The following is a 22,333-nucleotide window of genomic DNA, read 5'->3' as shown; positions in this document are numbered from 1 at the left end:
ACGCCGGGATGCCCGGCGCCGCCGCAACGGCGGAACCGGGCATCCAGCGAACTCACCTTCTATGAGGGTCAGTTCGCGGGGGCCTGGTAGAGGCCCCGGCCGGCGCGGTGGGCCCGGGAGGTGGCGACGAGCCGGTCCAGGGTGCTGCGAACGGTGTTGATGCCGTTGGGGGTGAGCTCGCGCCCCAGGGCCTTCGTCACGTCACGGGCACGGACCGCCTTGTTGCCGGCGTCGGCGAGCACCTTCATGGTCAGCTCGGTGAGGCTGCCGCTGTCGTCGGCAGCCGGTGCGGGGGCCGACGTCGACGCGGTCGCGGTGGCCGCGGCCTTCTTCGGCGCACGGGCCTTCGCGGGCTTGGCGGCCTTCGTCGCCTTGGCCGGTGCGGCGGACTTGGTGTCCTTGACCGTCCGGGTCGCCTTCGTCGCCCTCGTCGCCTTGGCGGGTGCGGCAGCCTCGGTCTCCTCGGCGCCCTTGCTGCCCTCGGCGTCCTTGACCTCCTCGACGGGCTGGGCGGCGGCCTTCTTGGCCTGGCCGCGGGGAGTCTTCGGCTTGGCCGCAGCCTGCTTGCGACCCTTGGGCGCGGCGGGCGCCTTGCGGGCGGTGCGGCGCGCGGGGGTGGCCGCGGCCGCCTCCTCCTGCGAGGCCTCCGCCTGTGCGGCGGAGTCCACGGAATCCTGAGCCTGCTGCGGAATCCGGGCAGCCGGAATGTCTTCCGCTCCGGCCTCGGCGGCCGCTGCGCTCCCCGCGTCCTCGGTCTTGACGTCCTCGACCGCGGGGGCGGTGACGGTGGCGGTGGCGGGGGAGGCCGAGAGGGCACGCAGTGCGGTCAGCGCGGTACGCACCGACTCCAGGCGCTCGGTAACGGTCGCGAGTTCCTTCTCCAGGCTCTGCTGGTGCTGCTCCAGTCGGGGAAGTTCCGCCTCCAGCAAGGTAGTTGTGGCATCGATGGTGACCAGTGTGTTGGTCTCGGAGGTCATGTTGTCGCCCTTCTGTCCCGGCCGACCGTTGGTGACCGATGTATCGCAGGGTAAGGGGTGTTGTGTTGTGGCCGGAAATCACCCGTACGCTATGGCGTTCCGTGAAGCGCCGTCAGCACTGGCCGCCAGTCTCCTGAACGCCGGAGCGGTGTGCCCCGGAGTTGGCACGCGAGACACTCGTTTGGCCGTACCCCTACCACCCGTACTCGCACCCCAGTCCCGTCCCGGGCCACCGATCGCCCCTGACGAATCGCCATCGACGCGTCCCACCGTGCCCCGGACCCGCAGAGGCAAGGAGGCGGTCCGGAGCACACCGCCCCGGACCGCCTCCTCATCACCTCTCGCCGCCCCGCCTCCACGGGTCGCGTCAGGCTCCCACCTCCCCGAGCTCCTCCGCGCCGGGCTCGGACGGCACGGCCTGCCGCCCACCGCTCCGATCCGCCCCGAGGCTCAGCCGCAGACCCATCACGATCAGCGCGGCGACCGCGAATCCGCTGCCGACCCAGGCGAGTTGACGGGCTCCGTACTCCGCCAGGACCCAGCCGCCGACCGCCGTGCCGATGGTGATGCCGAGGTTGGAGAACGAGATGAAGAGGCTGTTCCCGAACTCCGGCGCGTCACTCGCGTCCCGCCCCAGCCAGCTCTGGCTCACGATGAGTCCGCCCGAATGCACGGCACCCCACACCAGGACCGCCAGGACCATGGGCGCGAACAGCGGGCCGACGGCGTACAGCAATACGTAGACCAGCAGACACAGCGCCGGGTAGGCGACAACGGTGCGGACGAGGTTGCGTCGCAGCAGGCTGCCGAAGGCGAAGTTCCCGAGGATCATCACGATGCCGAACGCCATCAGCATGGCGCTGACCCACGTACCGTCCATGTGCGTGACCTGGCCCAGGTACTCGGCGAAGTAGCCGTAGACCGAGAACATCGCCGCGAAGACGAGGACGACGGAGGCGATGGTCAGCCACATCCGGGAACGCTTGAGAATGCTCAACTGCGCACCATAGGACGTCCGTTGCCCGACCGGCATCGACGGTACGAACCGCAGGATGCCCAGGAACGCGACCAGGTTGACGAGCGCACCGAACCAGAAGGCCGAAGACAGCGACAGGTGCTCGGCGAGATACGAGGTCAACGGCACACCGAACGCGAAGCCGACGGTGACCCCCGCGAACACGGTCGTCGTGGCCCGGGTCGCGTCCTGCGCCGGCACCAGCCGTGCGGCGGTGGCGAGCGCGACCGCGAAGAACACGGGATGGAAGAGCGCGGGAATGACCCGGAAGGCGAGCATCACCTCGTACTGCGTGGTGAGCGCGTAGACAGCGTTGGAGACGGCGAACACCGCGATCGCGGCGGCGAGCACCTTCTTGCGGTCGATGCCGGAGGCGAGCAGCGTGGTGAATGGCCCGGACACCGCGATGACCAGGGCAAACACCCCGACGAGCCAGCCGGCGGTGGACGGCGTGACACCGAGCTCGGCCGAGACCTGAGGGAGCACACCGACCATGCCCATCTCGGTGGTGATGATCCCGAACACGCCCAGGGCGAGCACGAGGACGGTGAGGGGGGTCTTTCTCATCGGAACGATCAGAACCTTTCAGTAAATCTAGAAAAGTAGATGCATTGCATCATGGGAGCGGACTTCGATACCTCGAAGCGCGGACCGAGATCAAGGGTCGACTGGCGGGGATGCCATCAAGTGCCCTGAGGTGGCGGTCACTTACGGGATGCTGAGGGCGAGGTCGCCTCGCCGCGGGGCATGCTTCGTATGGTGTGGTCGCAGGAGAGAAGGGTCGGGGTGCCGGCGATGGCAGTGGTATCGAGCGAGAGGCGGGGGCTTGCCGAACTGCCGGAACAGGACGTCCCGACTGGCCCTACTCGGGACCGTGTGAACTACAGCTCGTCACGAACGTACGCGGCGAACTCGGCGATCACCGGCTCGTTGCGTCGGTAGTACGTCCACTTCCCGACGCGCTCCGAGATGAGCAGCCCGGCGTCCTTCAGTGTCTGTAGATACCCCGAAACCACCGACTGCGCCAGCCCGGCTCGCTTCTGGATGTCGCCGACGCACACTCCGATGTGGAATCCGAGCTCCTGCTGCCGGTAGGAGTCCTCGTCGAAGTACTTCTCCGGCTCCCTCAGCCACTGCATGAACTGCAGCCGCGCGGGATTGGCGAGCGCCTTGTGCACGGCCAGGGGGTCCATTGGATTCACCTCTCGAAGGAATGTATCTAGTTTTCGCGATATGTAGCGCAAAGTCAAGCCGCGATCCCCTCCGCCGGGCCATCGAGACGCCGGCAGGCCGGAGGTCCTGGGGTAAATGCCCCTGCTCGGGTGCTTGCCCACGGCTAGGGTCGCTCGGGTCTCAGTCGACACACGGGCGACGCGGAGGGCTCACGGGCTTCGCGCGCGGCCGACCAGGCTTCCCTGCAGGCTGTCGCGGATGGAGCCCCATGATGTGCATGGTGTCGGTACGGCGCCCGAAGTCTCGTCAACCGATCCCGCCAAAAGTTCCATCGGTTTCGTCTGGCGGGTGCGAACCGCACGACGCCCTCGAACGCGTGCAAACAAACTTCAGAGTCGGGGTGGCTGGGTGAGTAGTCAAGGTCGTTCGTTGCCCCTCCCTCCAGTAGGGCGCGGCTATGGCCTCGATGAAGCGTCGGATCAGGCTCAGTCGGTGATCGATTTTAGGTCAAGCAGCGCCGCCATCAAGCCACTTTTTGCGGCAATGCGGCAGGAGTGATTGAAGATGATCGCATAGTCGGAAATATATTCGCATGGCTGCGTACAGAGCTTCCTTCGGACATGTTGACGGGTTTCTCTCGGGTGCCCACTTTGATTCTCGCCAGGCTGTTAAGGATGCCAAGCTTCACAAGGAGCGTGAGGCGGGAATCTCGTGGGGCCTTGATGCTGAAGAGGAGAGAGCTGCCGACGCGATCGTGCTGAATCAGGGCTATGAAGACGATCTCGATCAGTGGGACGAGGTCGTTTATACAGGTGCCGGCGGACGGGATCGGAATACTGGTCGGCAGATAGAGGATCAGACTTGGGATAACCGTGGGAATGCAAGTCTGCGAAGAAGTCGAATATCGGCAAACCCTATACGCGTAATTCGAGGAAGTGACGGGGAACTGGACTACTCGCCTGCGAGCGGGTACCGATATGACGGTCTCTACGAGGTTGTCGAGGAGTGGACCGAAATTGGCAAGGCAGGCTTCCGGATCTGTCGATTTAGGCTGCGTCGCCACCCGGCTGAAACACAGGAACTGACGCCTGTTGAGCAGCAAGTCCGAGACATCCTCGACCAGCAGGGACGGGGCGTTGTCGATCAGAACGGTGCTGATGCCTCTGAGGCGGCCACGCAGCGAAGGGTGACCACGGTCGAACGTATCGTCCGAGACACGGCCGTTGTCCGCCGGGTCAAGCGCTGGCATGAGTACACGTGTCAGATTTGTGGCCTAGCGTTGACAGTTGGGGCGGAGGGTAAGAGCTATGCCGAGGGTGCACACATACAGGCACTTGGGGGCTCGGCCGGAGGTCCCGATGTCGAAGGAAACGTGCTGTGCCTATGCCCCAACTGTCATGTGAGACTCGATCGTGGCGCCCTCTACCTGACCGATGACTTTCATGTTGTGGATCGCTATGCAGCAGGTCTCACTTTGCGGTCAGTTCCGTTGCGGATGGTGGAGCAGCACCGTGTCAGGAAACGCTTCCTGCGAGCGCACCGCCGCTTCTGGCGCATAGGTGACCTGGACGGCTAACCCACGGCGATTGCCGAGTATGTCCACACGTCGGCTGGCATCTCGTGCTGGAGTTTCCAAACAATGCCCATGGGCTTGCTGCCCTCGTGTTCGACATACTCGGCGGGGCCAAGGAGCATCCATGGCTGGGGTCCGCTGATGTCCGTCTTCTTGTAGCGCCGGACGAAGAGGAGGACATGGGTGCCCTTCTCCTTGTGGGTCTGGTAGCGGATGCCAGTGGGAGACGTTTCCGAGGTCTGGTTCTGGGACTCCCAGTGGAACAGATGCTCGTTCCGTGCGTAGTCCTTGTAGCGAGTCTCCGGAGAAAAGTCCTTCTCGTCCTTTTCGAGCGTGATGAGCAGTGCATCGGTTTGGATTTTCTCGCACCATTTCACGCCTTCCCGGAAGTGCCCCGGCATGAAGCCGCCTACGTGGGACTGGCCGAGCGCGGGAAGGATCTCTTCCCGGCTGTACGAGGCGTGCACTGACAGTGGCAGGCTCGCGTGCTCGCCGAGCAGCGGGACGGGCACGTGGTTGGCCTGGTCTAGGACGTGAGCGAGGACCTGGCGGAGCTCGTCGCGGAAGGCGTGTTGTGGGCGGAGGGTGTCGAATCCCTCCTGGTAGCTGCTGAAGCCGCCGCCCAGTGGCCACAGCGAGAAGAAGAACATCCGGGCGAACGCCTGCTCTTGCTCGCTGAGATCGCTGTACTCGGGGGCATCGCTGGTGAGGAGCTTGCTGTACGCGGCGACTCGAAGTGGATCATCGACGTGAAGAAAGGCTGAGACGCGCTTCAGCAGTGAGGATTCTCCGGCTGGCCCGGAATCGGGGAGTAGCTTTGCTCTGCGGAGCAGACCCGTCCAGCTCCCGCTGCCCCGGTACAACTCCTTGAGCTCGCGGCGGCTCTCCTGGAGGTACTGGGCGATCCGAGGCTCGGCGTAGTCGGCGACCTCGCGGGCGAGCTGAGTGACGTTAACACTGATCTGGCTACGGATGTTGTCAATGATCAGATCTTTGGCCTTCGACTCAAGGATGATCTGGCAGCCAGAGGGCAGCTGTGGGAAATCGTTCTCGATGTTGGTGAGCAGACGGTTGCGGGTGAGATTGGTCAGCGCGCGGAACTGCTCCTCGAAGCGGAATTCCTTGCGGTGCTGACCGATGAAGTCCAGGACAGTGAGGACAGCCTTGTCCTCGGTCCGCCGCAGGCCTCGCCCCATTTGCTGGAGGAACACTGTGGCACTGGAAGTGGGGCGCAGGAGAAGTAGGGTGTCGACGTCCGGGATGTCTAGCCCCTCATTGAACAGGTCAACAGAGAAGATGACTTGGACTGTTCCTGTTCTGAGCCGGTCCAGGGCGTCTTTGCGTTCATGGCGCGGGGTCTCGCCGGACAGCGCGACCGCGTTGAGGCCGGCTCGACGGAAGAAGTCGGCCATGAAGACTGCATGTGCGACTGACACGCAGAAGCCCAAGGCACGCATCGAGCCTGGGTCAGCAACCTTGTCCTTCACGGCTTGCACGACGAGCCTGGCTCGTGCGTCATTGCCGGTGAAGAGGTTGCTGAGGTCCCCGACGTCGTACGCTCCACGCTTCCAGGCGATTGCGCTCATGTCAGTGTTGTCGGTGACGCCGAAGTAGTGGAAGGGGCTGAGCAGGTCGTTCTCTAGAGCTTCCCAGAGGCGCATCTCTGCGGCGATCCGACCGTCAAAGAACTCGTCCTGGATGTTCAGCCCATCCATGCGCTCCGGGGTTGCAGTGAGACCGAGGAGCTCCTGCGGATCGAAGTGATCCAGGATTCTCCGGTACGTCGGGGACGTGCCGTGGTGGAACTCGTCGATCACGATGACATCGAAGTGGTCTGGAGCGAGGCGGTCCAGAGCACGTGAGTTGAGCGACTGGACGCTACCGAAGACGTGCGTCCAGTTATCGGGGATCTCTCCTCCGACGAAGAGCTCGCCGAAGTTCGCGTCCACCAATACGTTCTGGTAGACGCGCAGAGACTGTTCCAAGATCTCTTTGCGGTGCGCGACGAAGAGCAGACGTGGGTCGCGGCCTAGCGTCTGCCGCAGGCGCTTGAAGTCCAAGGCTGCCATCACGGTCTTACCCGTTCCGGTCGCGGCAACGAGGAGGTTGCGGTGCCGGTTGTGGACGATGCGTTCTACTTCGAGGCGTTCAAGCATGTCGCGCTGGTGGGGGTAGGGACGAACCTCAAGTCCAGAGAGTGTGATGGCGGGGCTTCCGTTCCGGCTGGACCCGCCAGCCTGTGCGAGCGCTTCGTCGAGTCGTGATGCATCGCTGTCGGGGTCGTATGGCTCGAAGGAGCGCTCGCTCCAGTACGCATCAAATGTTGCCTCGAACTTGCGGATGACCGCGGGGGTGGCAACCGACGAGAGCCGCACGTTCCATTCGAGCCCGTCGAGCAATGCGGCCTTGGACAGGTTCGAGCTGCCTACGTACGCCGTATCGAAACCACTACTGCGACGGAAGAGCCATGCCTTGGCGTGCAGACGCGTCGAGCGAAGCTCGTAGTTGACCTTCACCTCAGCACCAAATTCACGGACCAGGCGGTCCAGCGCACGACGCTCGGTTGCTCCGATGTAGGTAGTGGTCAGCACGCGGATGGGGATGCCGCGCTCGCGCGCGGAGGAGAGCGACTGCTCAAGGACTCGGAGCCCATGCCACTTCACGAAGGCGCAGAGGAGATCAACGCGGTCTGCTGTGGCCAGCTCGGCTCGCAGTTCAAATCCCAGGCTCGGGTCTTCGGGGGAATTTGTGATCAGCGCCGTCTCGGAGAGGGGCGTCGCCGGGCGAATTGCGTACACACCAGGAGCTGCTTGCTCTGCGACTGCGAGCAACTGCCTTGGGCCTTCGAGGACGAGATCGACCCACTCGGTCGCGCCTTCGATGGTGCTGAGCGAATCCAGGATGTGGTTCGCTGCGACTACCTGCTCCGCAGGTGAGAGGCCCTGGAGGACCCTTCGTACAACGTTCGCGATGTGACGGGTCAGCACGGTTGGCGCAGATTCAGCGCCAACCACCTCGTCGATGGAGCGCCAGCCCGCGGAGTCGAACTGCTTCATGCGATCTTCGAGGCGTTGGGTGATCAGCGTCTCGTACAGCCCAGCGACCGGAGCCGCGTTGCCTGCCATTTCGTTGGGCATGACGGGATCTCCTCATCTCACCAGCTATGCATGCAGTTGTATCAAGCGGGGCTGACAAACCACCGGCCGCCTGCGCCCTTGCACTGGGGCGGTGGCTACCGGGCCCTGCCATTGGGGCCTCGGCTCAAGTCCCACACATAGCCCAAGCCCGGCCGCCCGCTCAGCTGGACCTCTTCTCCCGTCGGGACGAAACCCGCGCGGGTCAGGACCGTGCGGGAGGCCGTGTTGTCGAGGGCGGCTGCCGCGCGGAGAGTGGTCAGGCCGTAGTCCGTGGCTGCCAGGGTGCAGAGGTGGAGGACGGTGGCCGTGGCCAGGCCGCGGCGGGAGGCCTTCTCGGCCACACGAAAGCCCAGGTCGGCGGAGCCGTCCGCGACGTCGACCAGGTTGAAGCGGCCCAGCACCGCTCCGTCCGCGTCGACCAGTAGGTGGAAGTGGCAGATCCCGGCGGCCTGTTCGGCGAGCCGGGCGGTGTGGAGGGCGGCGAAGTCGGTGAAGTAGGCGTCGCCCCGGTCCGGTACGGATCCGGCGAAGTACGTGCGGTTCTCCCGCTCGAAGGAGAGCAGTGCGGGCGCGTGGTCGGGGCGGAGGCGCTGGAGTTCGGGCATGGCAGAACCATATGGATTCCGGGCCGTCGGGTGGATTTCTTTTGTCGGTGAGGCTCCGGGAGGGGTGGGGGCTGTGCGGCCTTCGCGTGTGTGCGATTCCCTCTTCCCGTTCGCGCAGCGAGGGTGCCCGATTGGGCAAGTCCCTTGATTTATAACGTAGTTGGTCTTCCGTAGGGTCTTCCTGGCTTCGTATGTTTCTCCTTGGTGAGTTGGCCGACACGGCGGAGTACGCGGTAGTGACGGGCCGGGAGGGCGGATGAAGGCGGTTCCGGAGAAGGGCCCCGCCTCTGCTCGTTCCTCTCCTGACGCGGCTCATCCGGGTGTCTCCCGTACGACGGTGACGGCACCGAAGCGCCCGTCCGGGGACCGGCCCGCCCCTGATCCCCGCAGCCTGCAACGCCTGCAACGCGCGGCGGGCAACGCGGCTGTCTCCCGTCTGGTCGCGCAGCGGTACACGGCCCCGGTGAAGCCGTCCCCGGCGCAGGCGCCGGGTTTCCGCAAGGTGAAGGCGGATGTGGCGGCCAAGGGGGTTCGGCTGGCGCATCACGCTCCTGCCGCCACCGAGTCGAAGTCGGCTCAGGATGCTGCGGTCGCGCCGCCCGACGACAAGGAGGCGCAGGGCAAGGCGGCGAACGCGGAGAAGATGAACGCGGCGAAGCCCGGCGAGTTCAACAAGCAGGCGTTCATCGACGCGGTGAACAAGGCGATCGACGCGCAGGCCCCGAAGAGCCTCGACGACGCGGACAAGTTCTCCAAGTCCGGCAAGGCGGACAAGATCAAGGGTGAGGTCGACGGGAAGGTCAAGGACGGGAAGGAGTCGTCGGCCAAGGACATCGACACGGCGACGAAGGCTCCGCCGGACACGTCGGCGGCCAAGGACAAGCCGGTCACCCCGATGTCCCCGGACCAGCCGCCGGGCAATCCGGGGGCGCCGGCCGCCGCCGATGCCGTGCCCGCCCAGCAGCCCGCCTCCGTGACGGACTTCTCCGAGGGGCCGGCCGCCAACGACCAGGCGATGGCGGACGCCGAGGTCACCGAGGACCAGCTCGCCAAGGGCAACGAGCCCGATTTCGATCAGGCTCTCTCGGCGAAGAAGACCGCCGAGACCGATTCCGCGAAGGCCCCCGCAAAGGGAAAGGCGGCCGAGGCCCAGCAGCTCTCCACGGCCAAGGCGGGGGCGGCGGCCTCCGGGGCCCGGGCCATGAACGCCCTCACCGCTACCCGTTCCTCCGCCGGGAAGCAGGTCGACGGCGGCAAGGGCGAGACGAAGTCGAAGGACGAGAAGAAGCGCGCCGAGGTCACGGCGAAGCTCCAGAAGGTCTACGACGGGACGAAGAAGGACGTCGAGGAGACCCTGTCCGGCCTGGACAAGAAGGTCGACGACAAGTTCACCTCGGGCGAGAAGTCGGCTCGGGACGCGTTCACCGCCGACCACAAGCGCCGGATGAAGGCGTACAAGGACAAGCGGTACTCGGGGTGGACGGGCAAGGCCCGCTGGGTCAAGGACAAGTTCGCGGGGCTGCCGAAGGAGGCCGACAACCTCTATCAGGAGGCCCGCAAGCTCTACGTCGCGAAGATGCAGACGGTCATCTCGTCCGTCGCCGACATCATCGGTGCCGAGCTCGGGCGTGCGAAGGCCCGTATCGCCAAGGGGCGGGCGGAGCTGAAGGCGGAGGTCGACAGGCTCCCCGCCGATCTGCGCCAGTTCGGCGAGGACGCCGCCAAGGACTTCGCGGGCAAGTTCGACGACCTGGAAGCGACGGTCAACGAGAAGTCCGAACAACTCGTCCAGGACCTCGCCCAGAAGTACACCGCTGCCCTGAACAAGGTCGACGAGGAGATCAAGAAGCTCCAGGAGGCCAACAAGGGGCTGATCGACAAGGCGAAGGACGCGATCGTCGGTGTCATCAAGACGATCAACGAGCTCAAGAACCTCCTCCTCGGCATCCTCGCCAAGGCCGCCTCCGCGATCATGAAGATCATCAAGGACCCCATCGGGTTCCTGGGCAACCTCGTCAAGGCCGTGGGTGCCGGGCTTCAGCTCTTCGTCACCAACATCGCCGAACATCTGAAGACGGGCGTCGTGTCCTGGCTGCTCGGCACCGCCGTCAAGGCCGGTCTCGAACTTCCGCAGAAGTTCGACCTCAAGGGCATCATCCAGCTCATCGGCTCCCTCCTCGGCCTGACCTGGGCCAACATCCGCGCCCGCATCACCCGCAAGGGCATCCCCGACCAGGCCATGACCGCCGTCGAATCCTCCGTCCCCGTCGCGAAGAAACTCGCCGCCGAGGGCCCCGCAGGCGCGGTCAAGGAAATCGAGTCCGAGGCCGGCGACCTCAAGGCCACCATCCTCGAAAAACTCACCAGCTACCTGATCCCCACCGTCATCATCGCCGGGATCACCTGGATCATCTCCCTCCTCAACCCCGCCTCCGCATTCGTCCGCGCGGTCAAGGGCATCATCGACATCGTCACGTTCATCGTGAACCAGGGCGCCCAGATCGTCGAATTCGTCAACGCCGTACTCGACGCGGTCATCGCCATCGCCAACGGCGGCTCGGCAAGCGTCCCCAAGATGGTCGAAACCGCCCTCGCCGCCAGCGTCCCGCTACTGATCGGCTTCCTCGCCTCCCTCCTCGGCATCGGATCCCTCGCCAACAAGGTCAAATCCGTCTTCCACGCCGTCGCCAGACCCGTCAACCGGGCCATCGACAAAATTGTCGGATTCATCGCCAAGAAAGGCAGAGCCCTCTGGAACAAGCTCAAAGGGAAGAACGGAAAAGACGGGAAGGGCGACGACAAGAAGCCCGGGCAGGACAACGGCGATGGCAAGAAGGGGAATGAGCGGCAGGCCATCGACGAATCGTCGAAGCTGCTTGCCAAGAACCCCGCCAAGAACGACGCCCTCAGCGGGATTTCCGCGATTGCCAGGCGGAACAAGGTCCCCTCGCTCCATCTGGTCACGGAGAGCAGGACTGACCACACGGAGAAGGTGCACGTCCAGACCATGACCACCCCGAGCTTCCAGCTCGGGCCGGCGCCGCCGTACGTGGCGCACTCTCTCGGTCAGCTCATCACAGTGTTCCAGAACCTGTCCGACGACGATCTGTGGCGCTATGCCCTGGAGAAGAATCGTTTCCATCCTGCCGAGAACGCGAACGATGCCATGGTGCGCGCCGATCGCGCACGGAAGAACCTCTGCTCCAGACACAGTCTGAAACGGCCCTTGCTCGATGCCTTGCTCAGTGTTCACGACGGTTTGCAGCCGCGGTTCAACACATTGCGGGGAGAGGAGGGGCTCGGCGGCCACACCTACCAGAAGCACATCAAGGGGAAGGGGCTCCTGGCCGGGTTCGCCATTTCCAACGGGCGCACGGTCACCGGTGCCAAGGCCGCGCTTGCCGTACGTCTGATCGAGGGGTATCCGGGAGAAGGCGCGCCACCCCGGGCCAGCTACTTCGAAAGTCTCTCGGAGGCGGACGGGGTGATATCGGGGTGGCTGCACGGGAACTGGCTCAGCACGACCCGATACACGATGGCCAAGGGCGGGAACCCGGAGCCCAAAATCCCGTCCGGTGTCGGGTTCGCCCTGGTGCTCAACTCCTCGGTGCCGGGCGCGGGGAGGAAGCTCCCGCGCTGGCTCGGCGGCACCTATCGGGGCCCCCTCTACCCGGGGGACCAGCGCGCCGAGCGCCCCGGTCTGCCGCCGCTCACCGTCGCCGAGGGATCAACGCAGGTTCTGCTGGTAATACGTAGCGATGCGGGAATTCCTCAAGGCTGGCGCATCCTCACGTCATACCCGAATAAATGACAATCGAGTGGGCGGGTGTTTTCTGGTGCCACCGAGAAAGCGTCGTAGCAAGCAAAAACTGGAGAAGTACATGTCTCCGGGTGATCCGTACACGGGGAATTCGCCCGGGATCGAGTGCTTCATCTCGTGGCTGCTGGTCTACTGCCTGGACGCATCCGAGGACGAGGCCCGTTCCTCCTGGCGTTCGATGGTCGTCCGCAGTCCGGACCAGGCGGCCGATGAGCTCCGGTGTGTCATGGCTGTCGCGGACGACCCGCCGCCCGACCTGATTCCGGTCATGAAGCAGTACGGGTCCGTCTACCTCTACCGCTGGAAGAAACACGACCGCATCCTGTACAGCGACGCCGAGTATCTCGAATGGCTGCGACGCATGGTGCGTGACTTCCGCGAGATCGCGGAGGAGGCGGGACTGGGGCCGTGTTGAGCGTGCGTGTGCTCAACACGGCCCCAGCGCCTCACCGATGCCTCACTCGCCCCCGTGGCACTCCCGATAGGCCCGCCCCGATCCGCACCAGCAGGCCGCGCTGCGGGCCGGGGGCCAGGGCACTGCCCGGCCGCGGGCGGCGAGGGTGGTGGCGTACTGGGGGAGGAGGTCCGGGTCGGACGGGGAGGCGGCCTCCGAGGCGGCGAACGCCTCGTACGACGGGATCGTGCCGGTCACCATGCCGAGGTTCGGGGTGCCCGCCTGGTGGAGGTCGCGCAGGGCGGCCTCCAGGTGGGCCAGGTGCTCGGGGTGGGAGGGGTACTCGTCGCGCAGGTCCGGGTAGGCGCTGAGGAGTTCGGCGAGTTCGGCGGCCGGCCAGTGCAGCACCGCGACCGGGAACGGACGGGACAGCGCGGTGCGGTAGGTGCCCAACTCGGCGCGCAGGCGGGTGATCTCGGCCTGGAGCTCGCCCGGGTCCGAGGAGCCCAGCGACCACAGGCGCTTCGGGTCGTGGAGCTCGTCCAGCGGGACGGTCGCGGTGTGCAGGGTGTCGGCCAGCTCGTCCCAGACGTCGTGGTCGACGCCCATCAGCCTGCGCACCCGGTGGCGGCCGAAGAGCAGCGAATGGGTGGCGTACGGGACCTCCTCGCCGGGCGCCAGGAGCAGCGTCAGCGCGGTCGAGAAGTAGTCGTGGGCCGCTTCGAGTTCGTCGTGGGCTTCGAGCGTCTCGGCGGCGATCTCCCAGGGGCCCGGGTCGAGCGGGCCCGCGGCACGGATGCCCTCGATGATCGCGCGGGCCTCCGCCTCGTGGCCGTACTCCCACAGGTTGGCCGCGTTGAGGGCCTTGACCAGGTGCGGGTGGTCGAGACCGAGGTCGGGGGAGCCGAGGAGTTCGTCGTAGAGGGTGGTGGCGCGGGCGCGGTCGCCGGCGAGTTCCAGATGGGCCGCGGCCTGGAGGAGCAGCGGCTCACGGTCCTCGGGGTACCGCGCCGCGGCGCGCAGCAGGCGCTCGGCTTCGGTGGTGTGGTCGGCAGGCGTGTCGGGGCGCATGGACCACACCGTACTGCTGTACGCCTTCGGGGCGGAGGGTTGTTCCAGGCCTGGAGAGTTACGGTCCGGGGGCCTATCGTGCGGCCGTGCGGGAGCGGATACCGGTGGTGGTGCAGCGGAACTCGCGGGGGCGCAGGGTCGTCGCGCGCGGGCTCTGGACGGGTGCCGAGTTGGTGGTGACCCTGGGCGTCGTCCTGTTGTTGCTCGTTGTTCATCAGCTGTGGTGGACCAATCGGCAGGCCCGCGCGGGAGCCGACCACCAGGTGCGGGCCCTTCAGCGGGAGTGGGGGGAAGGGCCGGGGAGCAGGACGGGCGGTTCTGATCCCGGAGATGGGGGCGATTCGGACGGAACGGGTAAATCCGATGATTCCGGTGCGTCCAGCGGGCGTTCGGACGAGGGCGGGAGCGAGGGCGAGGGTGGTGCCGCCGCGCGTTCCGCGCCCCGCTGGGACCAGGCGTACGCCGTCATCCGCATCCCCCGGCTCGGGCTCGTCGCGCCCGTCGCCCAGGGCATCAGCAAGAGCGGCGTCCTCGACAAGGGGTACGTCGGGCACTACCCGCGCACCGCGCAGCCCGGCCGGCCCGGGAACCTGGCACTCGCAGGGCACCGCAACACGCACGGCGAACCCTTCAGACACATCAACCGGCTGCGGCGCGGGGACCGGATCGACGTCGAGACCCGGGACGCCGTGTACACGTACACCGTCGACCGGACGCTGGCGCGGACGAGCCCGCGCGACGGCGGTGTCATCGCCGCCGTCCCGCGCAGCAATGTGAAGCCCTACACCGGGTACACCGAGGCCGGTTCCTATGTGACGCTCACTACCTGCACGCCCGAATTCACCTCCCGGTACCGGCTTGTCGTATGGGGGAAACTCGTGGATGTCCGGTCGCGGTAGCGGCATCGCACTAAGGTTCCCTGACGTGCTCAGACGACGTCCGCAGTTGTTGTGGTTGCTGGTCCCCTACGTGCTGTACCTGGGGGTGCTGCCGCTCGTGAACCGGGTCCACCCGGTGATTCTCGGGCTGCCGTTCCTCTTCGTGTGGCTGCTCGGGGCGACCCTGCTGACCCCCGTCGCCGTATGGCTGACCCGGCGGGGGGACCGCCGGTGAACGCCACCGTCGCGACCTCCGTCTTCGCGGTCTTCATGGTCGCCACCGTCGCCCTCGGACTGCTCGCGACGCGCGGGCGGCGCAAGGGGAACGGCGAGGGCGGCGGGCTCGCCGAATGGTCGGTGGGCGGACGCAGCCTCGGGACCGTCTTCATCTGGGTGCTGATGGCCGGCGAGGGCTACACCAGCTTCAGCTACCTGGGCGCCGCGGGCTGGGGCTACAACTACGGGGCACCGGTGCTCTACGTGGTGGCGTACATGTCCTGCGGATACGCCATCGGCTACGTCGTCGGCCCGATGCTCTGGGCGTACGCGCGCAGACACGGACTCGTCGGGATCACCGACATGGTCGCGCACCGCTTCGGACGGCCCTGGCTCGGCGCGCTCGTCGCCGTCCTCGCGACCGCCTTCCTGCTGCCGTACATCCAGCTCCAGATCACCGGCATGGGCGTGGTCGTCTCGACCATCTCCTACGGTGCCATCAGCCTGAACTGGGCCTACTTCATCGCCTTCGCCGTCACCACCGGCTTCGTCGTGGTGAGCGGGCTGCGCGGCAGCGCGTGGGTGTCGGTGCTCAAGGACGTCCTGGTGATCGCCACGCTCGGCTTCCTCGCCGTCTACGTACCGATGCACTACTTCGACGGCTACGGGCCCTTCCTCGACCGGATCGTCACCGAGAAGAGCGAGTGGCTGACCTTCCCCGGGCACGGGGACAGCGGACTCGGACAGGCCTGGTTCATCACCACCTCGTTCCTCAACTCGCTCACCGTGGTGATCTTCCCGACGACCGTCGCGGGCTACCTCGGCGCGAAGAACGCCGACGTGCTGCGCCGCAACGCGATGCTGCTGCCCGCCTACAACGTGCTGCTCTTCGTGCCGATGCTGCTCGGCATGGCGGCCCTCTTCGTCGTGCCGGGGCTCGTCGGCGCCGAGTCCAACCTGGCGCTCTTCAAACTGGTCGTGGACTCGCTGCCGGCCTGGACGGTCGGCGTCGTCGGAGTGGCCGCGGCACTGTCCTCGATCGTGCCGATGGCCGTCTTCATGCTGGTCATCGGCACGATGTGGGGGCGCAGTGTGCTCTCGCTCGTCCCCCGCCTGGAGCGGCGGCAGAAGGGCGCCGCGCAAGTGGTCGTCGTGATCGCGGGAAGCCTCGCCCTGCTGCTCACGTACACCGCCCCGAACACCCTGGTGCGGCTCTCCCTCATTTCGTACGAGGGAATGGCTCAGCTGCTCCCGATGGTGCTGCTGGGGCTGATGTGGCGGCGGCTGACCCTGCTCGGGGCGATGAGCGGGCTGGTCGTCGGCGTGGGCGTGGTGTGCGGGTTCGTGTTCACGGAGAACGACCCGGTCTGGGGTGTCAACGCGGGCATCGTGGCGCTCGGCGCCAACCTCGTCGTCGCCCTCGCGGTGACGTACGCGGGACCGCGCGAGCACGACGGACGGCCGGACGACGAGGTGCTCGCACGGGACGAGATCCCGGCTCCGGAACGGGCGCCGGAACCGGACGGCGCTCCTGCGGGAACGAGCCACTGACCGCCGCCGGGCGGACCGGTGCGCCGGACCCATCGTGTATAACGGCTGGAGAGCATCGGACGCGCGTGCGTACGAACAGCACGCGCGAGCGCGGCCGACCGGCCGCGAAGGGGAAGAGGGGAGGGGCCGTGAACGGTGACGTGAGTCGTCTGCGCGGTGGCCTCGCCCGGCTGCTCCGCCCCGCCGGACTGCTGCTCTTCCTCATCACCGAGGTCCTCCTCGCCGAGGGCGGCAGCCTCTCCGCCGCGGTCGCGCTCGCCGCGACCGCCGCCGCCGGCTCCGCGCTCGCCGTCGCCTCCCTCATCAGCGCCCGGTGCGCCGCCCCGGTGCCCCGCACCCGGGTCCGCACCGCCATCCGCGACCGGGAGAAACGCACCGCGTTCCTGCCGCAGCGGGATCCCGACGCCAAGGGGCGCAGGCGCCCCCGAGCCCCCGGCCGTGCCCTTCCGACGGCCGCGTAGGGGCGCGCAGCACTAGCAGCCACTCCCCGGCGGGCACCACTCCTCGGTGCCTCGTGGGCACCACTCATGGGTGCCCCGCGAGCACCGTTCCCCGGTGCCCCGCGCGGTCCGTCATGCCGAGTCCGTACTCACCCCCGGCACGACGAGACCCCCGGAGGGCTCATCCATGTCCGTCTTCATGTCCGCATTCGCCAGTCTGGTCGGCGCGCTGGCCGATCTGCTGCACCCGTTCTTCCAGACCGCGTCCGCCGCCGCCGCGATCGTGCTGTTCACCGCGCTCGTACGGCTCGCCGTGCACCCCCTGTCACGGGCCGCGGCGCGGGGACAGAAGGCCCGCACCAGGCTCCAGCCGCAGATCGCCGCGCTGCGCAAGAAGCACGGCAAGAACCCCGAGCGGATGCAGAAGGCGCTCATGGAACTGCACAAGGAGGAGAAGGTCTCGCCGCTCTCCGGCTGCCTGCCCAGCCTGTTGCAGATGCCCGCCTTCTTCCTGCTCTACCACCTCTTCTCCAGCCAGAAGATCGGCGGCGAGCCCAACGAGCTCCTCGGCCACCAGCTCTTCGACGCCCCGCTCGGCGAGCGCTGGCACGACGCGCTCTCGCACGGCGGGCTGTTCGGTCCGCAGGGCCTGGTCTACCTCGGCCTCTTCGCGATCGTCGCCGCCGTGGCCACGTTCAACTTCCGGCGCACGAAGCGGCAGATGGCCGCCAACCCCGTCGCTCCGACCACCGGCCCCGACGGGCAGCCGGTGCCCGGCATGGGCGCGATGACGAAGCTGATGCCGCTGATGTCCTTCGCCACCCTGTTCACCGTGTCCGTCGTGCCGCTCGCCGCCGCGCTGTACGTCGTCACCAGCACCACCTGGACCGCGATCGAACGGGCCGTGCTCTACCGCGACATGCCGGCCGCCGGGGCCACCGTCGCCACCGCGGCGTGACCGCGAACGCGAGGGTGCCGGTCCAGGGTGTGAACGGGGTGCCGGACCAGCGTGTGGGCGGGGCGCCCGACCGGTCTGTGAACGGGGTGGCGGCCCGGCGCGTGAAACGGGGCGCTGGTCCAGTGTGTGAACAGGGTCTTGCGGAGTGATCGGAGGTCTTGGACGATCGGACAAGCCTGCGATGGCCGCCACCCATCCGACGGGCCCGATCTCGACCAAGGGGAGATAGACCGTTGAAGCTGCTTCGTGTGGGTACGGCAGGCGCGGAACGACCGGCGCTGCTGGACGGGAACGGAACCCTGCGCGACCTGTCGGGAATCGTCACCGACATCGACAGTGCCCTGCTCGCGGACGAGTCGGCGCTCGCCCGGGTACGGGCCGCCGCGGCCGCGCCCGGCGAACTGCCCGAGCTCGACGCCGAGGGGCTGCGGGTCGGGCCGCCGCTCGCCCGGATCGGCAAGATCGTGTGCATCGGGCTGAACTACCACGACCACGCCACCGAGACGGGCGCGGCGATACCGGCCGAGCCGATCCTGTTCTTCAAGGCGCCGGACACCGTCGTCGGGCCCGCCGACACGGTGCTGGTGCCGCGCGGCAGCGTCAAGACCGACTGGGAGGTCGAGCTCGCGGTCGTCATCGGGCGCACCGCCCGCTATCTGGAATCCGCCGAGGAGGGGCTCGCGCACGTCGCCGGGTACGCGACCGCGCACGACGTCTCCGAGCGCGAGTTCCAGATCGAGCGCGGCGGCACCTGGGACAAGGGCAAGAACTGCGAGACGTTCAACCCGCTGGGTCCGTGGCTGGTGACGGCGGACGAGGTCGCCGACCCGCAGGCGCTGTCGCTGAAGCTCTGGGTCAACGGCGAGCTGAAGCAGGACGGCACGACGGCCGACCAGATCTTCCCGGTGGGCGAGGTCGTCCGGTACCTGAGCCACTTCATGACGCTCTACCCGGGCGATGTGATCAACACCGGAACGCCGGCCGGGGTCGCCCTCGGCCGGCCCGAGCCCAAGCCGTATCTGCGGGCCGGGGACGTCGTCGAGCTGGAGATCGCCGGGCTGGGACGGCAGCGCCAGGAGCTCAAGGACGCGTAGCGGGTACGGAGGGACCGGCGGGGACGGGGCCGGGCGACCGCCCCGCCCGTCCCTCCGCACGGAGCCACGCGTCAGTCACGCTTCGGGCGGGCGTCGGCCGGGCGGGCGCCGGCCGGGCGGGCGCCGGCCAGGCACCGGCCGGGCGGGCGCCGGTCACGCTTCAGTCACGCACCGAGCGTCGACGCGAACCGCTCCAGCGCCGCGACCACCATGGCGTGGTCCTCGGCCTGGGGCAGCCCCGAGACCGTGACCGAGCCGATGACGCCCGCGCCCTCGACCGCGACGGGGAACGAGCCGCCGTGCGCGGCATAGACGTCCGGGTCCAGGCGCGAGGAGTCCTCGAAGGTCGTCCCCTTCGCCCGGAACCTGGTCCCGACCAGGTAGGAACTCTCGCCGTACCGCTCCACGACCCTGCGCTTGCGGTCGATCCAGGCGTCGTTGTCCGCGCTCGAACCCGGCAGCGCGGCGTGGAACATCTGCTGTGCGCCGCGCCGGATGTCGATCGCGACCGGGGCATGGCTCTCCCGGGCCATCGAGACGAGCAGGGCGCCGAGGGCGTACGCCTCGTCGTAGCCGAAGCGCGGCAGGGTCAGCCGGCGCTCCTGGGCGATGAGCTCGGGGACGGTCGGAGCTGTGTGGCTCATGCGGGCTGCTCCTCGGTATCGGGGAAGTCGGCGGAATCGGTGGCGGACGGGGCCGTCGGGGCGGGCAGTTTCACGGTGACGCCCTCGCGGGCCGAGCGGCGGGCCGCTTCCAGGACATCCAGAGCGGCCGCCGCCTGAAGGGCGGTCACCGGATTTTCACCCGTTCCGCGCAGCGCCGCGGCCACCGCCGCGTAGTACGCGGGGTAGTCGCCCGGCCGTGAACGGACCGGGGTGCCGCCGCCCGTCAACGGGGACTCGCCCGAGCCGATCCGGCCCCACAGCGCCTCGGGCTCCTCGCCCCACGGCCGGTCCGCCGCCGGACGCAGGCCCGCGCGCAGATCGGCCTCCTGCGGATCGAGACCGTACTTCACGTAGCCGGCGCTCCGGCCGAGCACCCGGAAACGCGGGCCGAGCTGGGCCGTCGTGGCACTGACGTACAGATGCGAGCGCACCCCGTTCACATGGGTGATCGCGATGAACGTGTCGTCGTCGGCGGCGGCCCCCGGGCGGCGTACGTCGGACTCCGCGTACACCAGCGCCGCAGGCCCGAACAGGGTGAGTGCCTGGTCGACGACATGGCTGCCCAGGTCGTACAGCAGCCCGCCGATCTCCTGCGGGTCGCCCGACTCGCGCCAGCCGCCCTTCGGCTGCGGGCGCCACCGCTCGAAGCGGGACTCGAAGCGCTGTACGTCGCCCAGCGCGCCGTCCGCGAGCAGGCGGGCGAGAGTCAGGAAATCGTTGTCCCAGCGACGGTTCTGGAAGACCGAGAGGAGCAGCCCGCGCTCCTCGGCCAGGGCCGCGAGCGCCCGCGCCTCGGCCGCCGTACCGGCGACCGGCTTGTCCACGACGACCGGGAGACCGGCCTCCAGCGCGGCGGTCGCGATCGGTACGTGGGTCTTGTTCGGTGAGGCGATCACGATCAGATCGAGCGGGCCGCTCGGGCCGCTCGGATCGGGAGCGACGGGGCCCTGGCCGTCCGGACGCTCCCACAGCTCCTGCGGCGACGCGGCGAACCGTACGCCGGGGAACTCGGCGCGCGCCTGCGCCCGCCGCTCCTCGTTCGAGGTGACGATCGTGTCGAGGACGAGACCGTCGGTCGCGGCGATCAGCGGGGCGTGGAAGACGGAACCCGCCAGGCCGTAGCCGACGAGCCCGACACGCAACGGGGCGCCGGACGGCCCGGCGGTCCCGCCCGGGCCTCGGGCCCCGGACGCTGCGGGCGTCGCGCGGGTCTCGTGGGTCGCGTTGCCGGTCGTGTCTGCGCCAGTCATGCCTGCCACTTAAGCAACGCTGTTGCCATAGTGCAAGCGACAGCGACAATGGTGTGGTGAACAGGAGCAATAGCGGCGCGAACCTGCCGACGCTGCGCAGCCACAACGCGGCGCTGGTGCTGGATCTGCTGCGGGCGGCGGGTGAGCGCGGCATCAGCAGGCTCGAACTCGCCGAGCACACGGGGCTCACGCCACAGGCCGTCAGCAAGATCACCGCCCGGCTGCGGGCGGAAGGCCTGGCGGCCGGGGCGGGCCGGCGGGCCTCCACCGGGGGCAAGCCGCGCACCGTGCTGCGGCTGGTGCCGGACGCGGGGTACGCGGTCGGCCTGCACCTGGACCGCGACGAGCTGACGGCGGTGCTCGTCGACCTGTCCGGCGCGGTCGTCGCGAGCCGCACCGCCCCGCTGGACCTCGGTGCTCCGGCGGACGGGGTGCTCGCGGCGGCCACGGACGCGGTGACCGAGGTACGGGCCGGGGCGCCGGGGCCCGGGGCGGGGGACCGGCCGGTGCTCGGGGTGGGCGTCGCGGTCCCCGGTCCGCTCGATCACCGGGGCGGGGTGCTGCACCGCGTCACCGGGTTTCCGCAGTGGGACGGCTATCCGCTGCGGGACGCGCTCGCGGTACGGACCGGGCTGCCCGTCGTCGTCGACAAGGACACCAACGCCGCCGCCCTCGGACTGGCGCTGCGGGCGGCGGGCGGCGGCGACTTCGCGTATCTGCACCTGGGGACCGGGCTCGGTGCCGGGCTGGTACTCGGCGGGACGCTGCATCGCGGGGCCCGGACCGCGGCCGGTGAGTTCGGCCACCAGACCGTCCAGCTGGACGGGCCGGTCTGCGGCTGCGGGGGGCGCGGCTGCATCGAGGCGCTCTGCCTCGCCGCGGTCGCCCGGGGGGACGTCGCGGAGGCGGCCCGGGTGCTGGGGACCGGCGCCGCGAACCTGGTCGGGCTGCTGGACATCGACCGGGTGGTGCTGGGCGGCCGTACGGTGGCCGCCGACCCGGAGGCCTACGTACGGGGTGTCCGGGCCGTGATCGACGAGCGAGCCGCGCTGGGCGGCATGGACGCCCCGGTACCGGTGACCGCCGCCGGAGGAGGCGACCGACCGGTCGCCGAAGGAGCCGCCCAACTGATCCTGGCCCCCCTCTTCGGCCGGGCGGGCGGCGCGTACGGGGCGTGAGCCGGGGAGGCGGGGGAGGCGCGGGCGGGCCGGTCGGGCGGTGTGTACGGGGCGCGAGGCGGGCGGCGGCGGGGACCGGGGACGGACGGGGACGGGGAGGGGCGGGGCGGTGGCCCTGGGTGGCTGGGCTGACCGGGCGGGGCGGTGGTGCTTGCGGGACGTGGGCGGAGTGGAGGTGCGGGTGCGGGGCGGTGGTGTGCGTGGGGCGTGTGTAGGACGCAGGCCCGGGGGAGAGACTCGGGCGGGGATGGAGGCGCGGGCACGGGGCGTGGTGCGTAACGGGTGTGCGCGGGGTGCGGGCGGAGAGAGGTGCGGGCGGGGTGGTGGCGCGTAGTGCG

Annotated in this window: 18 protein-coding genes; 10 read left to right on the top strand and 8 right to left on the bottom strand. The window is 68.3% G+C overall.

The annotated features are described in order from the left end of the window. Window positions 1–68 precede the first annotated feature (68 nt). The 3 genes from ACGF8B_RS21290 to ACGF8B_RS21280 form a co-directional block, all read right to left on the bottom strand. Complete coding sequence (locus tag ACGF8B_RS21290) at window positions 69–977, bottom strand: hypothetical protein (RefSeq protein ID WP_392740698.1); 909 nt, start codon at window positions 975–977, stop codon at window positions 69–71. Window positions 978–1,344: 367 nt separating this feature from the next. Next, complete coding sequence (locus ACGF8B_RS21285) at window positions 1,345–2,559, bottom strand: MFS transporter (RefSeq protein ID WP_392740695.1); 1,215 nt, start codon at window positions 2,557–2,559, stop codon at window positions 1,345–1,347. 314 nt (window positions 2,560–2,873) lie between these two features. Then, window positions 2,874–3,185, bottom strand: coding sequence for a metalloregulator ArsR/SmtB family transcription factor (locus ACGF8B_RS21280; protein WP_365463113.1), 312 nt, complete (start codon window positions 3,183–3,185; stop codon window positions 2,874–2,876). A gap of 572 nt (window positions 3,186–3,757) precedes the next feature. Between ACGF8B_RS21280 and ACGF8B_RS21275 the strand changes: the two genes are divergently transcribed. Continuing rightward, the gene (locus ACGF8B_RS21275) at window positions 3,758–4,741 is read left to right on the top strand and encodes a YDG/SRA domain-containing protein (protein WP_392740693.1); all 984 of its coding nucleotides are present in this window, start codon (window positions 3,758–3,760) and stop codon (window positions 4,739–4,741) included. Here ACGF8B_RS21275 and ACGF8B_RS21270 read toward each other — a convergent pair. Together ACGF8B_RS21270 and ACGF8B_RS21265 are read right to left on the bottom strand one after the other, a co-directional pair. Then, window positions 4,738–7,875, bottom strand: coding sequence for a DUF3427 domain-containing protein (locus ACGF8B_RS21270; protein ID WP_392740691.1), 3,138 nt, complete (start codon window positions 7,873–7,875; stop codon window positions 4,738–4,740). The two genes, ACGF8B_RS21275 and ACGF8B_RS21270, sit on opposite strands and share 4 nt — an antisense overlap. A gap of 95 nt (window positions 7,876–7,970) precedes the next feature. Next, on the bottom strand, window positions 7,971–8,480 hold the full coding sequence (locus tag ACGF8B_RS21265) for a GNAT family N-acetyltransferase (protein ID WP_392740688.1): 510 nt from the start codon (window positions 8,478–8,480) through the stop codon (window positions 7,971–7,973). A gap of 256 nt (window positions 8,481–8,736) precedes the next feature. Between ACGF8B_RS21265 and ACGF8B_RS21260 the strand changes: the two genes are divergently transcribed. Continuing rightward, the gene (locus ACGF8B_RS21260; RefSeq protein WP_392740685.1) at window positions 8,737–12,291 is read left to right on the top strand and encodes a hypothetical protein; all 3,555 of its coding nucleotides are present in this window, start codon (window positions 8,737–8,739) and stop codon (window positions 12,289–12,291) included. A 70-nt stretch (window positions 12,292–12,361) separates the two neighbouring features. Beyond that, window positions 12,362–12,715, top strand: coding sequence for a hypothetical protein (locus ACGF8B_RS21255; RefSeq protein ID WP_392740683.1), 354 nt, complete (start codon window positions 12,362–12,364; stop codon window positions 12,713–12,715). Window positions 12,716–12,757: 42 nt separating this feature from the next. Here ACGF8B_RS21255 and ACGF8B_RS21250 read toward each other — a convergent pair whose 3' ends face one another. After that, window positions 12,758–13,765, bottom strand: coding sequence for an SEC-C metal-binding domain-containing protein (locus ACGF8B_RS21250; RefSeq protein ID WP_392740680.1), 1,008 nt, complete (start codon window positions 13,763–13,765; stop codon window positions 12,758–12,760). Between the two features lie 86 nt (window positions 13,766–13,851). Between ACGF8B_RS21250 and ACGF8B_RS21245 the strand changes: the two genes are divergently transcribed. The 6 genes from ACGF8B_RS21245 (at window position 13,852) to ACGF8B_RS21220 (ending at window position 18,902) form a co-directional block, all read left to right on the top strand. Next, window positions 13,852–14,664: a class E sortase gene (locus tag ACGF8B_RS21245; protein ID WP_392740677.1), complete on the top strand. Its 813-nt coding sequence runs from the start codon at window positions 13,852–13,854 to the stop codon at window positions 14,662–14,664. 55 nt (window positions 14,665–14,719) lie between these two features. Further along, window positions 14,720–14,878, top strand: coding sequence for a DUF3311 domain-containing protein (locus ACGF8B_RS21240; RefSeq protein WP_124723383.1), 159 nt, complete (start codon window positions 14,720–14,722; stop codon window positions 14,876–14,878). Then, on the top strand, window positions 14,875–16,410 hold the full coding sequence (locus ACGF8B_RS21235; protein WP_392740676.1) for a sodium:solute symporter: 1,536 nt from the start codon (window positions 14,875–14,877) through the stop codon (window positions 16,408–16,410). The genes ACGF8B_RS21240 and ACGF8B_RS21235 overlap by 4 nt, the downstream gene beginning before the upstream one ends. A 128-nt stretch (window positions 16,411–16,538) precedes the next feature. Beyond that, complete coding sequence (locus ACGF8B_RS21230; protein WP_124723342.1) at window positions 16,539–16,871, top strand: DUF6412 domain-containing protein; 333 nt, start codon at window positions 16,539–16,541, stop codon at window positions 16,869–16,871. A 166-nt stretch (window positions 16,872–17,037) separates the two neighbouring features. Further along, window positions 17,038–17,808, top strand: a complete 771-nt coding sequence (locus ACGF8B_RS21225) for a YidC/Oxa1 family membrane protein insertase (RefSeq protein ID WP_392740672.1) — start codon at window positions 17,038–17,040, stop codon at window positions 17,806–17,808. Between the two features lie 233 nt (window positions 17,809–18,041). Continuing rightward, window positions 18,042–18,902, top strand: a complete 861-nt coding sequence (locus ACGF8B_RS21220; protein WP_392740669.1) for a fumarylacetoacetate hydrolase family protein — start codon at window positions 18,042–18,044, stop codon at window positions 18,900–18,902. Window positions 18,903–19,066: 164 nt separating this feature from the next. Here the strand turns inward: ACGF8B_RS21220 and ACGF8B_RS21215 are convergent, their stop codons facing one another. After that, window positions 19,067–19,546, bottom strand: a complete 480-nt coding sequence (locus ACGF8B_RS21215; protein ID WP_392740668.1) for a heme-degrading domain-containing protein — start codon at window positions 19,544–19,546, stop codon at window positions 19,067–19,069. Then, a complete protein-coding gene (locus ACGF8B_RS21210; protein ID WP_392740666.1) occupies window positions 19,543–20,817 on the bottom strand; it encodes a Gfo/Idh/MocA family oxidoreductase in 1,275 nt (424 codons plus the stop codon). Before ACGF8B_RS21210 ends, ACGF8B_RS21215 begins: the two co-directional genes overlap by 4 nt. A 56-nt stretch (window positions 20,818–20,873) precedes the next feature. Between ACGF8B_RS21210 and ACGF8B_RS21205 the strand changes: the two genes are divergently transcribed. Then, the gene (locus ACGF8B_RS21205) at window positions 20,874–21,995 is read left to right on the top strand and encodes an ROK family transcriptional regulator (protein WP_392740663.1); all 1,122 of its coding nucleotides are present in this window, start codon (window positions 20,874–20,876) and stop codon (window positions 21,993–21,995) included. The last annotated feature ends 338 nt before the right edge of the window (window positions 21,996–22,333 follow it).

It is taken from the genome of Streptomyces sp. NPDC047917, from assembly GCF_043204345.1.
Classification (GTDB): Bacteria; Actinomycetota; Actinomycetes; order Streptomycetales; family Streptomycetaceae; genus Streptomyces; species Streptomyces sanglieri.
This window is presented reverse-complemented; position numbering and strand designations above follow the sequence as displayed.